Below are 13,196 nucleotides of genomic sequence, written 5' to 3'. Positions count from 1 at the left end.
GATCGGGTAGCCGCGGTGCATGCGGGACGAGATGGGCCTGGGGGTGCGGCTGACGATCGCCTCCGCCACCGTGGCGGCGCTCATGGTGCCGTTCATGCTGCTGCTCGTCGTGGCCAGGATGCCGCTCAACGAGCTGGACGCGGGCGTGGCGCGGCGGCTGCACGCGTACGCGCAGGCCAATCCGGACGTCACCAACGCGCTCATCGTGTGGACCGACGCGTTCGGGCCGCTGTCGTGGCGGGTGGCGGTCGTGCTGCTGGCGATCTGGCTGGTGCGGCGGGGGGCGCGGCGGATGGCGCTCTGGGCTGTCACGACGATGGCCGTCGGCGGCCTGCTCGGCGCCCTGATGAAGATCATCGTGGATCGGGCGCGGCCGGACCTGCCCGATCCCGTGGCCCTGGCCGAGGGCGACTCCTTCCCCTCCGGGCACGCGCTCAACGTGACGCTCGGCGCGGGGGTGATCGTGCTGACCGCGCTGCCGCTGCTGCGGCCCCGGGCCCGGGCGGCGGCCTGGGCGATCGCCTGGTTCCTGGTGGTGACGGTGGCGTGCACGCGGGTGGCGCTGGGCGTGCACTACGTCAGCGACGTCGTCGCGGGCGTGATGCTGGGCGTGGCCGTGATCGCCGCCACCGTGGCGGGGTTCGAGAGGTGGCGGCGCGCCGGCTCGCCCCCGCCGCCGGCGGACCGCCTGGACGCGGATCAGTCCTCGGCACGCCGCTCGTAGCGCGCGCGGGCCAGCTCGTAAGCCTTGCTCAGCAGTTCACGGAGCGTCTCTTCGGTGCGCGGGCCCGGGTTCACCACGGCCAGCCAGCCCTGGGCGCCGTAGACGGGGTGCGCGATCACGGTGTCCACGGTGCTGGGATCGGTGGTCGCGGGCTCGCGGGGGGCGTGACCGGTCCACCGGACGAACGCGTCCTTCCCGGCGGCCACGTTCACGCGGAAGGCGTCCGGCCGGTCCAGGCGCGACGCCTCGTCGTCCGGGTAGTTCTTGGTCACGACGGTCGCGAACGGCTGCGTCGTCGTCGGGACGACGCCGTCGGGCGAGTAGTAGAAGAACGTGTCGCCCCAGGCGAGCTCCGGCGTGCCGTCCCCGGGCCCCGGCCTGAGGGTCAGGACGCCGTCCAGGTCCGCCACGAACTCGATGATCTCCTCTTTCTTCATGTGTTCCAGCGTTGCATTAAAGTCCTTGTGGAGACTTCAGGGCCGGTGTCGAGGGGATTCAGGGTGGCAGGTCTCCATTGGCGCACTGTCGACGTGGCGCGCCGGGCAGGCTGCTCCGTCCAGCAGGTGCGCAACCTGGAGCGTGACGGCGTGCTTCCACCGGCGGCGCGCACCGCCAGCGGCTACCGGGTCTACGGGGAGATCCACCTCCAGTCGGCGCTGGCCTACCGGGCACTCGCGGCCGGGGTGGGCCCCGTCGAGGCCAAGAAGATCGTCCGGGCCGCCCACCGGTTCCCGGCCACGGGGGTGCTCGCGCTGCTCGACGCGGCGCACGCCCGGCTCGACGCCGAACGCCGGGAGCTGCGGCAGGCCCAGGAGGCCGCCCGGAAGATCTCCGCCGAGCCGATCGAAGGCGTGCGCCCGTCCGATTCGATGACCGTCTCCGAGCTCGCCGCCGCTCTCGGCGTGCGCCCGTCGACGCTGCGCCACTGGGACGCGGAGGGGCTCGTCGTCCCAGGCCGCGCCCCGGCGCGCGGGGCGCGGCGCTACACGCCGGCCCAGGTGCGGGACGCCCGGATCGTGCACCAGCTCCGGCTGGCCGGCTACCGCATCGCCCCGCTCCGGGCCCTCATGCCGGAACTCCGCAGGGCCCGGCGCTGGGACGACGTCGCCACGGCGCTGGCCGCCAGGGAGGCCGGCATCGAGGCCCGCTCCAGGGCGCTGCTCGGCGCCGCCGCCGCGCTCAGCGCCCTCCTCGACGCCCACATGTCCGGACGGTGATCGGGGAAGCACAGACAGTGTGCAGACTTTCCTGCCCTTTCCCGACTTCACCCGCACGGCCCGGGTGCTCGACCCGCTGCGCCTGGGCAAGCAGCGCGTCGAGGCGCTGCAGATCCTGCGCGCGCTGACCGTCCCCGGCTACGGCTGGCGGCACCACCCGGCGGTCAAGATGTGGGCCGGCTACGAGGAGGCCCTGGTCCGCTACGGCCTGGAGGTGTGCGGGCACTGGTGCTCCACCGGCCGGGCCGACACCTGCGCCGCCACGATGACGCACGAGCTGGCCGACACCTGCGGCACCGGCGACGTGCGGTCCCAGCCCGAGCTGGCGCTGGCCGGGGAGCTGCCGCCGTGGCTCGGCGACCCGGCCCTGCACCTCAGCCACCGCTCGGCCCTGCTGCGCAAGGACCCGGCCTTCTACCGGCCGTTCTTCGGCGCCGACCCGGACGACCTGGGCTACGTGTGGCCGCCCTCCGACCGGCCGCCCGCCTGCCTGTGACTCACACGACCTCGAAGTTGGCCATCATGGCCATGTCCTCGTGCTCCAGGTTGTGGCAGTGAAAGACGTACCGGCCCTTGTAGCCCGTGAACCGGGTGACGATCTCCACGGTCTGGGCGTCGCGCAGTTCGACGGTGTCCTTCCACTCCGGCGGTCCCGCCGGGCGCTTCCCGTTCACCGACAGCACCTGGAAGTGCGCCAGATGCAGGTGGACGGGGTGGGCGACGTCGCTCGACAGCCGCCAGACCTCGGTGTCGCCCAGCTTCGGCCTGGCGTCCATCCGCTTCGGATCGAACGGCTTGCCGTTGATCAGCCAGCCGGTGCCGCCGTGCATGCTGCCGCTGCTGAACTCGAAGTCACGGGTGACGGCGGCCTTGGCCGGGTCCAGCCGCTCGATCGTGGACAGCTTGGCGGGCACCGCCGAGTCGTCGCGGGCGTCCCGGTCCACGACGAACCTCATCACCCTGGCCTGCGGCCCCTCCCCCGCGAGATTGCGCAGCTCGACCTGGTCCCCGACCTTGTGCGCGGCGAAGTCGACGATCACGTCCACCCGTTCGGCGGGCGCCAGCCGCACCTGCCGGACCGTGACGGGCCCGGTCAGCAGCCCGCCGTCGCTGCCGATCCGCACGATCGGGCCGCCCGTGGACAGCTCGTACGTGCGCGCGTTCGAGGCGTTGAGCAGTCGCAGCCGGTAGCGGGCTCGGGCCACCCGGAGCTCCGGCCAGGGCGCGCCGTTGACCAGGATGACGTCGCCGAGCACACCGCCCATGTACGGCTCCAGGGCGCCCGGCCTGTCCCCGTGACCCGGGTAGGGCATCTGGCCGTCCTCGGAGAAGGACCTGTCGCAGATCATCAACGGCAGGTCGCGCTCCCCGGCGGGCAGCGGCAACGCCTCCTCCTCGGCGTCGCGCACCAGGAAGAACCCGGCGAGGCCGCGCCACACCTGCGGGCCCGTGTAGTCCATGCGGTGGTCGTGGTACCAGAGCGTGGCGGCCCGCTGGTCGAGCGGGAAGTCGTAGTCGCGCCGCCCGGCCGGTCGCACCAGGTCCGTGGGGTAGCCGTCGGACTCCGGCGGGGTGTGCCCGCCGTGCAGGTGCATGACGGTCGGCACGTCGAGCTCGTTGGCCAGGCGCACCACGGTCCTGCGGCCGCTGCGCGCCTCGATGGTGGGGCCGGGGAAGCTGCCGCCGTACCCCCAGACGCGGGTCTTCAGGCCGGGCAGGATCTCCACGTCGGCGGCGCGCGGCGCCAGGTCGTAGTAGTCGACGCCGCCGGTCGTGCGGGACGGCTTGGCGATCTCCGGCACCGGCAGCGGCACCGCGTACGGCTTGGGCAGCGGCGCGGTGCTCGCCAGGAGCTGGGGCTGCGGCGTGCCTTCGAACAGCGAGCAGCCGGGCAGTCCGGCCGCCGCGACGGCGCCGAGCCCGAACAGCCGCAGCGCCCGCCGTCTCGACAGCGTCATGCCGCCACCGGGTCACGGCGCGGCAGCACCCGGCCGAGCTGCATGATCGTGCCACCGAACAGGAGCACACCGAGCGGCAGGTGCAGCACCTTGAGCCCCATGCCGCCCAGGGCCGCCGCCACCCCGCTGAACACCAGCAGGCCGACCGCCGGGCCGACGAACGCGGCCGGCCCGCCGCCGGGACGCCACACCAGGATCGCCGCCACCAGGTGCGCCAGCCCGACGACCAGCAGCACGACGCCGGACAGCACATGCATCTGCCGTCCGCCGGGCGACGACAGCAGCAACCCCGCCGTCACCGACTGGGCCAGCATGGCGAGCACGTGCAGAACCACTACGGCACGCAGGACAGGGAGGAATCTCATGGCGTTTCCTTTCAACGGCTGCGCCACATCGTGGCGGCCGGGAGGGGTCGCGGTCGTCCTGCAAGGGATGGCTTTCCGTGCTACGGCGAGCGGAGAAGCGCGGTGGGGGCCACTACCGCACAGGGAGTAGCCGTACCTCAGACCTGGGTCCGATGACGGCCGCGCCGACGCGTTCTAGGCTGCTCGAATGAGGTTCGAGCAGGGCAGGCGGCCGGGCGCCGCCGACGTGACGCTCGCGGCGGTCGTCGCCGCCGTCCTGCTGATCGTCGTGTTCGCCGCGCCCGGCACGCGGCCGCTCGACTACGTGGCCGTCCTGGTCGGCTCGCTCGCCCTGGTCGCCTGGCGGTGGGCGCCGGTGCCGTCCCTGCTCGTCGCCGCCTCGGCCATGCTGCTCTACGCGACGCAGGCCCTGCCCACGCCGCCGACCGCGTTCCCCGTGCTGATCTGCTCGTTCGCCGCCATCCGCACCGGGCACCGGCTGGTGGCGATCGCCGTGAGCGTGGTGTTCCTGATCGGGTCGCTGGCCGCCGGGCTGGCCACCGACGCCACCAGGACCTCGCAGGAGATCGTGCAGGACACCTTCCTGCTGGTCGGCTGGTTCGTCGCGGCGGGCGTGGCCGCGACCGTGAGCAAGCACCGCCAGGCCTACCTGGAGCAGGCCGAGCAGCGGGCGGCTCAGGCCGAGCGCACCCGCGAGGAGGCGGCCCGCCGCCGCGCGGGCGAGGAGCGGCTGCGCATCGCCAGGGAGCTGCACGACTCGCTCACCCACAGCATCTCGGTCATCAAGGTCCAGGCCGGGGTGGCCATCCACCTGGCGCGCAAGCGCGGCGACGAGGTGCCGGCCGCGCTGCTGGCCATCCAGGAGGCCGGCGGCGACGCCATCCGCGAGCTGCGGGCCACGCTGGAGGTGCTGCGCGACTCCGCCGACGAGCCGGCCGGGAGCGGCCTCGACCTGCTCGGCGACCTGGTCGACCGGGCCCGCTCCACGGGCCTGGCCGCCACCGTCACGCTCACCGGGGAGCGGCGCGAGCTGCCGCCCGACGTCGACCGGGCCGCCTACCGGATCGTCCAGGAGGCGCTGACCAACGTGACCAGGCATGCCGGCCGGGCCTCCGCGCTGGTCCGGGTCGACTACCGGCCCGACGCGCTGGTCGTCCAGGTCGACGACGACGGGCGCGCCGACCCCGGCAGGCCGCCGGTCCCCGGCACCGGGCTGCTCGGCATGCGCGAGCGCGTCACCGCGCTCGGCGGCAGCCTGCGCGCCGCGCCCCGCGCCGAGGGCGGGTTCACCGTACGGGCCGAGCTGCCGTTCGCGGGCGCGCTGGAGCGGGCGTCATGATCCGCGTCCTCATCGTCGACGACCAGGCGCTCATCCGGGGCGGCTTCCGCGCCCTGCTGGAGGCCGAGGATGACATCGAGGTCGTCGCCGAGGCCGCCGACGGCGCGCAGGCCGTCGCCATGGCCCTGGCGCACCGGCCCGACGTGGCGCTGGTCGACGTGCAGATGCCGGTGATGGACGGCATCGAGGCCACTCGCCGCATCGCCGCCGACGAGCGGCTGACCGGCGTGCACGTGGTGATCCTCACCAACTACGGCCTGGACGAGTACGTCTACAACGCGCTGCGGGCCGGGGCCGCGGGGTTCCTGGTCAAGGACACCGAGCCCGACGACCTGCTGCAGGGCGTCCGGGTGGCGGCCAGGGGCGACGCGCTGCTGTCGCCGTCGATCACCCGCCGCCTGATCGGCGCCTACATGGCGCGGCGGCCCGAGCCGGAGCCCGTCGGCCTCGACACGCTGACCAACCGGGAGCGCGAGGTGACGGCGCTGGTGGCGCGCGGCCTGTCCAACGACGAGATCGCCGCCCAGATGGTGATCAGCCCGATGACCGCCAAGACTCACGTCAGCCGCGCCATGACCAAGCTGCGGGCCAGGGACCGGGCCCAGCTCGTCGTCTTCGCCTACGAGTCGGGGCTGGTGACCCCACGTCCTACGGTCAAATGATCGGAAATCACGCATTCAACTGATGCTTGGCCCGTGCCGATGATGCCATGGTGTGCCCATGGCCATCATCTCGCGCGGCTTCCGAGGCCGCCGCACCGAGGACCGCGACCGGCTGCCGCCCGGCCAGTACGAGGAGCGCGGCTTCCCCGTGCTGTCGGCCGGGCCGACGCCGCGCGTGCCGCTGGACCGGTGGGAGTTCGCCATCGACACCGAGGCCGAGCGGACGCACCGCTGGACCTGGGACGAGCTGATGGCGCTGCCCGCCGAGACGCCGACGGTCGACATCCACTGCGTCACCAAGTGGAGCAAGTTCGACACCACGTGGGAGGGCGTCTCGCTGGACGTGCTGTTCGAGGACGTGGAGACGACCGCCGACTACGCGCTGGTCCACTCCTACGGCGGCTACACCACGAACCTGCCGCTGGAGGACCTGCTCGACGGCAAGGCGTGGATCGTGCACCGCTTCGACGGCGAGGAACTGGAGCCCCGGCACGGCGGGCCGGCACGGCTCCTGGTGCCACACCTGTACTTCTGGAAGTCGGCCAAATGGGTGCGCGGCATCCGGCTGATGACCGAGGAGTGGCCGGGCTTCTGGGAGACGGCCGGCTATCACGACTACGGCGACCCGTGGCGCGAGCAGCGCTACCAGGGCGACTAGGTGCGCCGCCTGGTCTGGCGGGAGGCCCAGCTGCTGGCGTCCCGCGCCGAGACGGCCACCGCGCGCACGCTGGTGTTCGAGGTGCCTGGCTGGCCCGGGCACCTGGCCGGCCAGCACGTCGACGTGCGCCTGACGGCCGACGACGGCTACACCGCGCAGCGCAGCTACTCGCTGGCCGGGCCCGCCGACGGTGACCGGATCGAGCTGACCGTCGAGACGGTGACCGACGGCGAGGTCTCGCCGTACCTGACGGAGGTCATGGAGGCCGGCGACCAGGTCGAGATCCGGGGGCCGGTCGGCGGCTGGTTCGTGTGGCGGCCCCACGATGCCGCGCCGGTGCTGCTGGTGGCGGGCGGGTCGGGGATCGTGCCGCTGATGGCGATGATCCGGGCCCGGCGCGAGGCCGGCAGCCGGACGCCGTTCAGGCTGGTCTACTCGCTGCGCGACCCCGCGCGCCGCTACTACGCGGACGAGCTGCGCCGGCCCGACCCCGGCCTCGACGTCAGCTACCTCTACACCCGGGCCACGCCCGACGGCTGGCGGCGCGCCGCCGGCCGCGTCATGCTCGACGACCTGGCCGAAGGCGGCTGGCCCGCCGGCTTCGAGCCCGACTGTTACGTCTGCGGCCCGACCGGCTTCGTGGAGGCCGCGGCCGACCTGCTGCTCGCCCTCGGGCACGCGCCAGAAAAGATCCGGACCGAACGCTTCGGCCCCAGCGGAGGCTGACCATGAGCATCGAACACCTCGACGGCAACGCCCTGGCGGGACCGCTCGGCGAGATCTTCGCCGTCGACGTCACCGCCGCCACCGGCCGCTGCGCGAGCTGCGGACTGGCCGGCCCCGTCGCCTCACTACGGGTGTACGGGCCGGAACCGGGCCTCGTGGCACGCTGTCCCGGCTGCGAGGAGGTCGTCCTGCGCCTGGTGCGCGGGCCCGGCGCGGCCTGGCTCGACCTGCGCGGCACGATCTCGCTCCGGGTGCCGCTGCCGGACTGACCCCGGCTGAACTGCGCCGATCCCCCATGCCTCGCGGCCCCGCTGAACTACACTCGCTCCGGCCGGAACCCGTTACGAGCCCAGGGCGCCTGCCCGCGGCCCCGAACGTCTGGAGTCACGTGAGCAGCGGGCTTGTCGACGCACCGCCGACCCCGTCGAGCGCCCCGCCACGGCGGCGGCGCTGGCTACGCCGGCTGGTCGTGGCCGCGACGACGGCCGTCCTGCTCGTGGCCGGCGCGGCGGTCGCCGTCGTCGTGCGGCTGACCGGCAACGTGGCGCACACCGACGTGGCCGGTGACCTCGGCGCCACGCGCCCGCCCAAGGTCGCCACCAGCGCGCTGAACGTGCTGGTCGTCGGCTCCGACCAGCGTGACGGCCGCAACGCCCGCTACGGCCACCGCATCACCGGCGAGCGCACCGACACGATCATGCTCGCCCACCTGTCGTCCGGCCGGGACGACGCGATGGTGATCAGCTTCCCGCGCGACTCGATGGTCCAGCTGCCCGCGTGCCGCGCCAAGGGCCGGCTGCCCGGCCAGCAACCGCACCTCGGCATGATCAACGAGTCTTTCAACTCGGGCGGCATCGGCTGCACCTGGAAGACGGTCGAAGCGCTCACCGGCATCCACATCGACCACTTCGTCAAGGTGGACTTCAGCGGGTTCAAGGACATGGTCGACGCCGTCGGCGGCGTGGAGGTGTGCCTGCCGGAGCCGGTCGACGACGACAAGGCCATGCTCCACCTGCGCGCCGGGCGGCAGACCCTCGGCGGCGAGCAGGCGCTCGGCTACGTCCGCGCCCGCTACAGCTTCGGCGACGGATCCGACATCGGCCGGATCCAGCGGCAGCAGATGTTCATCGCCTCGATGGCGAAGAAGGTGATGAGCGGCGAGACGCTCACCGACCCGGTCCGGCTGTTCGGCTTCCTCGACGCGGGCACCAAGGCCGTCACCACCGACCCCGGCCTGACGCCCGGCGTGATGAAGGACCTGGCCGAGAGCCTCCGGGGACTCACGGCCGGGCGGATCCGCTTCATCACCACGCCGTGGCACTATTCGGTCAGCCAGCCGGGCCGGGTCGAGTGGGTGCAGCCCCAGGCGAACCAGCTCTTCCACATCGTGGCCAAGGACGCCGAGCCCACCGGCGTCCAGGGTGGCCAAGCCAAGATGCCCAGGTCCAAGGTCGCCGTGGAGCTGCGCAACGGCACCTACCGCAGCGGTCTCGGCGCCCAGGTGGCGGCCGCGCTCGAACAGCGTGGCTACCACATCGTCAAGATCGCCGACACCGTACGGAAGCCGTACCGGAAGTCGATGATCCTCTACGGGCCGAACGGCGAGACGCGGGTGCCGACACTGGCCAAGGACCTGCCGGCGGGCAGGCCGAAGCTGGTGCCGGCGGCCCGGACGGCGCGGCTGGTGGTGATCCTGGGTGACGACTGGCGCGGGCTCAAGGCGCTCGACCCGGCCGACGGCGAGGCGCTCAAGGGGTTCGACGCCACGCACGACACCTGCGCCGGTTGACGCCTACTTCCTCCGCACGCAGGAGATCGTCTCAAGCGCCTCGGCCTTGATCGGGGTGCCGTCGGCCGAGGTCGCGGGCCACGCGGGGAGCGCCGGCACGGACTCCGCGTCGGCGTCGAGCACGTCCACCTGGACCTCGCCCGGCTCGGCCACCTTGATCTCGCCCGGCTCGGCCGCCTTCACGGTGCCTGACTCGGTCGCCCGGAACTCGCTCGCCTTGACCGCGCCCGATTCGGCGTGCTCGGCGGGGAGCGCCGGAATGGCCTTGATCATTTCGAGGTCGAGCTTCTTGCCGTCAGCGGTGGTGCAGGTCACGCGCTGCGGAGCGTCGTCGGCGGCCAGGGCGGAGCCACCCAGCCCCGCCAGCGCCAGCACCGCGACCGCGCCGAGCACCGCGAAACGTCGCTTGATCATGTACTTCTCCTTCGTGGATCGGGTCGGACGATCACAGGCTGCCGGGCCGTACCTGAAGCGACCCTGAACGCGCCCTAAATGATCTTCAGGTTGGCTTTAGGCCGGATACGGCACGCTTGCCGATGTGCGGGTGCTACTGGTGGAGGACGAGCAGCGGCTGGCCGAGCTGGTCAGGAGCGGCCTGGCCGGCGAGGGGTTCGCGGTCGACGTGGCCCACGACGGGCGCGATGGGCTGTGGCTGGCCACGGAGAACGACTACGACGTGATCGTGCTGGACGTGATGCTGCCCCGGCTGAACGGCTACGCGCTCTGCTCACGGCTGCGCGAGGCCGGCGACTGGACTCCGATCATGATGCTCACCGCCAAGGACGGCATCTACGACGAGGCCGAGGCGCTCGACAACGGCGCCGACGACTACCTGTCCAAGCCGTTCTCGTACGTGGTGCTGCTGGCCAGGCTGCGCGCTCTGGTGCGGCGCGGCGGCCGGGAGCGGCCCGTGTCGCTCACCGTGGGCGACCTGGTCGTCGACCCCGCCGGGCTGCGCTGCCGCCGGGGCGGGGCGGAGATCGCGCTGACGCCCAAGGAGTTCGCGGTGCTGCACGGGCTGGCCAGGCGGGCCGGCGAGGTGGTCTCCAAGAGCGAACTGCTGGCCCAGGCGTGGGACTTCTCCTACGACGGCGACCCGAACATCGTCGAGGTGTACATCAGCGCGCTGCGCCGCAAGATCGACCAGCCGTTCGGCAGGACCACGCTGGTCACGGTGCGCGGCGCCGGCTATCGGCTGGAGGCGGAGTGAACGCGTCGTCCGTACGGATGCGCGCCACGGCGGCGGCGACCCTGATCGTCGCCCTGGCGCTGGGCACCGCCGCGATCGCGCTGGTGGTGGTGCTGCGCGGCAGCCTGGAGGGCAGCGCGGGCATCGAGGCGGCCAGGAAGGCGGCCGCCGTCGCCCCCGGGCTGGCCGTCCAGGCGGTGCCCGCCCTCCCGGCGGAGCAGGTCACGATGACCGACCCCGACGTCCGGATCGGCGGCGTCGACGTCCTCGCCACGTGGGCGCCGGCGGACGACTACGCCGTCGCCCAGCTGCGGGTGGCGACGCCCGTCGGCGCCACCACCGTGTGGGGCCGGGCCTCACTGGCCGGGGCCGAGCAGGCGCTGGCGACGCTCAACGGGGTGCTGCTGCCCGGCCTGCCCGCGCTGCTGACCGTGGTGGCCGGGATGACCTGGTTCGCGGTGGGCAGGGTGCTGCGGCCGGTGGCCGCGATCAGGGCCAAACTCGCCCACATCACCGCCCGCGACCTGCACGAACGCGTCCCGGTGCCGCGCTCGCGTGACGAGGTCGCGGCGCTGGCCACGACCGTGAACGGGACCCTCGACCGGCTGGAGACGTCCGTCGAGACGCACAAGCGGTTCGTCGCCGACGCGGCGCACGAGCTGCGCAGCCCGATCGCCACCCTGCGCGCCCGGCTGGAGCTGGCCGAGCCGAGCGAGCTGACCGCCGAGGCGCTGGCCGACGTCGAACGCATCCAGACGCTGGCCGCCGACCTGCTGCTGCTCGCCCGGCTCGACGCCGGTGAGCCGCCGCCCGCGGCCGACGTCGACCTCGGCCAGGTGGCCATGGAGGAGGCGCTGCGCGCCCGGCGACGGCCGGACGTCGAGCTCGACCTGGAGATCGAACCCGACGTGGTGGTCCGCGGCTCGCGTGGCCACCTCGCCCGGCTGGTCACCAACCTCACCGACAACGCCGTCCGGCACGCCGCCTCCCGCGTCCTGGTACGGGTCGGCACCGACGGCGACCGGGCCGTGCTCCAGGTGCGCGACGACGGCCCCGGCATCCCGGCCGGGCAGCGTGAGGCGGTGTTCGACCGGTTCACCCGGCTGGACGAGGCGCGGGCCAGGGACGCGGGTGGCGCCGGGCTGGGCCTGGCCATCGCCCGCGACATCGCCACCCTGCACGGCGGCACCCTGACGGCCGGGGACGACGGCCTGCTCGCCCGGTTCCCGATTCAGGGCGTCGCGCCCGCGTCCGCCTCCCTCACAGTGCCCGGCACCCTCACAGCGTCTGGTCGAGCTGCAGGAAAGCCCGCTGGATGAGCTCCTGGGTGACCTGCTCGTCGTAGGGGAACCTGCGGACGAGGTCGCGCAGCCCCTCCACGTGAGCCTGCCTGGCCAGCTCCGCCACCGCCGTCAGCTCCGCGTGCTGCGCCACCACGAAGTCCCGGTCCACGACCGCGCCGTGGCCCGGCACGTACACCAGCTCGCGGGTCTCCTCCAGCATGCGCGCCGTCGTGCCGGGCCAGTCGAGCGGGTAGGAGTCGCCGAACGCCGGCGGCGCGCCCTCCTCGACCAGGTCACCGGCGAACACCACACCCGCGTCGGGCACGTGCGCGACGATGTCATTCGAACTGTGCCCAAGCCCGAAATGCCGTAGATGGACGGTCCGGCCGCCGATGTCCAGCGTGGCGGTCGTGCTGAACGTGTGGTCCGGCGCCACGATCTCCACCTCCTCGACCTCGGCACGCCGCTCCTCGGGGACGAACCCGGCGACCTTGGCGCGCTGCTCCCGGCCGTCGCGCTCGATCTCCTCGGCGCACCTGACGTGCCCCCAGATCTCGGCGGGCTGGAAGAGGGCGTTGCCGAAATAGTGGTCGAAGTGCGCATGGGTGTTGACGACTGTCCACGGGCTGGTGGTGATCCGCCTGATGGCCGCGATCAGGTCCGCCGCCTCGCGGTGCGACATGCGGGTGTCGAGCACCATGCAGTGCCCGTCGCCGACGACCAACCCCACGTTCAGGTCGTACGACGCGTGCCGCCTGACATAGACCCGGTCGCCGACCTCTGTCCACTCCTCATGTGCCGTCATGGGCACCGACCTTACTTAGGATCAGGACATGGCATTCGATATCCAGATCGTCATCGACACCCAGGACCCGCACCCGCTGGCCGACTGGTGGGCGGAGGCGCTCGGCTGGCAGGTGGAGCGGCAGGACGAGGCGTTCATCCGGAGCCTGATCGAGAAGGGGCACGCGTCCGAGGACGACACCGCCTTCCACCGCGGCAACCTGGTGTGGAAGGAGGGCGCCGCCATCCGCCACCCCGGCGGGCTGGAGCGCGCTCCGCGCGTGCTGTTCCAGCTCGTGCCCGAGGCCAAGACGGTCAAGAACCGGGTGCATCTGGACGTCCGGGTGGGTGCCGACAACATCGACGCCGAGGTCGAGCGGCTGGTCGCCAAGGGCGCCACCGTGCTCCACAAGGGGCGGCAGGGCCCCACCTGGTGGGTGACGATCGCCGACCCGGAGGGCAACGAACTCTGCCTGGCCTGACCACCCCAGCCCGCCCACCCC

Annotated in this window: 17 protein-coding genes; 12 read left to right on the top strand and 5 right to left on the bottom strand. The window is 73.0% G+C overall.

Translation table 11 applies throughout. The annotated features are described in order from the left end of the window. Nucleotides 1-19: 19 nt before the first annotated feature. Nucleotides 20-724, top strand: a complete 705-nt coding sequence (locus ADY59_RS18680) for a phosphatase PAP2 family protein (RefSeq protein ID WP_049563804.1) — start codon at nucleotides 20-22, stop codon at nucleotides 722-724. Here the strand turns inward: ADY59_RS18680 and ADY59_RS18675 are convergent. Then, a complete protein-coding gene (locus ADY59_RS18675; RefSeq protein ID WP_049563802.1) occupies nucleotides 700-1,161 on the bottom strand; it encodes a DUF6194 family protein in 462 nt (153 codons plus the stop codon). The two genes, ADY59_RS18680 and ADY59_RS18675, sit on opposite strands and share 25 nt — an antisense overlap. 63 nt (nucleotides 1,162-1,224) lie before the next feature. Here ADY59_RS18675 and ADY59_RS18670 point away from each other — a divergent pair, with 63 nt between their 5' ends. Continuing rightward, complete coding sequence (locus ADY59_RS18670; RefSeq protein ID WP_082310208.1) at nucleotides 1,225-1,941, top strand: MerR family transcriptional regulator; 717 nt, start codon at nucleotides 1,225-1,227, stop codon at nucleotides 1,939-1,941. Nucleotides 1,942-1,960: 19 nt separating this feature from the next. Beyond that, nucleotides 1,961-2,437: an MSMEG_6728 family protein gene (locus ADY59_RS18665; RefSeq protein WP_049563799.1), complete on the top strand. Its 477-nt coding sequence runs from the start codon at nucleotides 1,961-1,963 to the stop codon at nucleotides 2,435-2,437. 1 nt (nucleotide 2,438) lies between these two features. Here the strand turns inward: ADY59_RS18665 and ADY59_RS18660 are convergent, their stop codons facing one another. Both ADY59_RS18660 and ADY59_RS18655 read right to left on the bottom strand, forming a co-directional pair. Continuing rightward, entirely contained in the window at nucleotides 2,439-3,899 is a 1,461-nt protein-coding gene (locus ADY59_RS18660) for a multicopper oxidase family protein (protein ID WP_156325585.1), read from the bottom strand. Beyond that, nucleotides 3,896-4,264 carry a hypothetical protein gene (locus ADY59_RS18655; RefSeq protein ID WP_063780701.1) on the bottom strand — a complete coding sequence of 123 codons (369 nt, stop codon included), beginning with the start codon at nucleotides 4,262-4,264 and terminating at the stop codon, nucleotides 3,896-3,898. Before ADY59_RS18655 ends, ADY59_RS18660 begins: the two co-directional genes overlap by 4 nt. A 187-nt stretch (nucleotides 4,265-4,451) precedes the next feature. On the opposite strand from ADY59_RS18655, the gene ADY59_RS18650 reads away from it, so the two are divergent. From ADY59_RS18650 to ADY59_RS18625, 6 genes are all read left to right on the top strand, one after another. Next, entirely contained in the window at nucleotides 4,452-5,603 is a 1,152-nt protein-coding gene (locus ADY59_RS18650; protein ID WP_049563797.1) for a sensor histidine kinase, read from the top strand. Next, on the top strand, nucleotides 5,600-6,265 hold the full coding sequence (locus ADY59_RS18645; protein WP_049563795.1) for a response regulator: 666 nt from the start codon (nucleotides 5,600-5,602) through the stop codon (nucleotides 6,263-6,265). The genes ADY59_RS18650 and ADY59_RS18645 overlap by 4 nt, the downstream gene beginning before the upstream one ends. Before the next feature lie 58 nt (nucleotides 6,266-6,323). Next, nucleotides 6,324-6,923, top strand: a complete 600-nt coding sequence (locus tag ADY59_RS18640; protein ID WP_049563793.1) for a sulfite oxidase-like oxidoreductase — start codon at nucleotides 6,324-6,326, stop codon at nucleotides 6,921-6,923. Next, nucleotides 6,924-7,649 carry a ferredoxin reductase gene (locus ADY59_RS18635; protein WP_049563791.1) on the top strand — a complete coding sequence of 242 codons (726 nt, stop codon included), beginning with the start codon at nucleotides 6,924-6,926 and terminating at the stop codon, nucleotides 7,647-7,649. It abuts the gene before it with no gap. A gap of 2 nt (nucleotides 7,650-7,651) precedes the next feature. Next, a complete protein-coding gene (locus ADY59_RS18630; RefSeq protein ID WP_049563790.1) occupies nucleotides 7,652-7,918 on the top strand; it encodes a DUF6510 family protein in 267 nt (88 codons plus the stop codon). A 119-nt stretch (nucleotides 7,919-8,037) separates the two neighbouring features. After that, nucleotides 8,038-9,438 carry an LCP family protein gene (locus ADY59_RS18625; RefSeq protein WP_049563788.1) on the top strand — a complete coding sequence of 467 codons (1,401 nt, stop codon included), beginning with the start codon at nucleotides 8,038-8,040 and terminating at the stop codon, nucleotides 9,436-9,438. 3 nt (nucleotides 9,439-9,441) lie between these two features. Here ADY59_RS18625 and ADY59_RS18620 read toward each other — a convergent pair whose 3' ends face one another. Then, entirely contained in the window at nucleotides 9,442-9,852 is a 411-nt protein-coding gene (locus ADY59_RS18620; RefSeq protein WP_049563786.1) for a hypothetical protein, read from the bottom strand. A gap of 124 nt (nucleotides 9,853-9,976) precedes the next feature. Here ADY59_RS18620 and ADY59_RS18615 point away from each other — a divergent pair, with 124 nt between their 5' ends. Both ADY59_RS18615 and ADY59_RS18610 read left to right on the top strand, forming a co-directional pair. Further along, nucleotides 9,977-10,648, top strand: a complete 672-nt coding sequence (locus tag ADY59_RS18615) for a response regulator transcription factor (RefSeq protein WP_049563785.1) — start codon at nucleotides 9,977-9,979, stop codon at nucleotides 10,646-10,648. Continuing rightward, nucleotides 10,645-11,946: a sensor histidine kinase gene (locus tag ADY59_RS18610; RefSeq protein WP_063780700.1), complete on the top strand. Its 1,302-nt coding sequence runs from the start codon at nucleotides 10,645-10,647 to the stop codon at nucleotides 11,944-11,946. The genes ADY59_RS18615 and ADY59_RS18610 overlap by 4 nt, the downstream gene beginning before the upstream one ends. On the opposite strand, the gene ADY59_RS18605 is transcribed toward ADY59_RS18610, so the two are convergent. Beyond that, nucleotides 11,906-12,715 (bottom strand): MBL fold metallo-hydrolase, encoded by an 810-nt coding sequence (locus ADY59_RS18605; protein ID WP_053174886.1) that lies wholly within the window; start codon nucleotides 12,713-12,715, stop codon nucleotides 11,906-11,908. The genes ADY59_RS18610 and ADY59_RS18605 overlap by 41 nt on opposite strands. A 28-nt stretch (nucleotides 12,716-12,743) precedes the next feature. On the opposite strand from ADY59_RS18605, the gene ADY59_RS18600 reads away from it, so the two are divergent. Continuing rightward, entirely contained in the window at nucleotides 12,744-13,175 is a 432-nt protein-coding gene (locus ADY59_RS18600; protein WP_049563784.1) for a VOC family protein, read from the top strand. The last annotated feature ends 21 nt before the right edge of the window (nucleotides 13,176-13,196 follow it).

Source organism: Nonomuraea sp. SBT364 (assembly GCF_001083785.1).
Classification (GTDB): Bacteria; Actinomycetota; Actinomycetes; order Streptosporangiales; family Streptosporangiaceae; genus Nonomuraea.
This window is presented reverse-complemented; position numbering and strand designations above follow the sequence as displayed.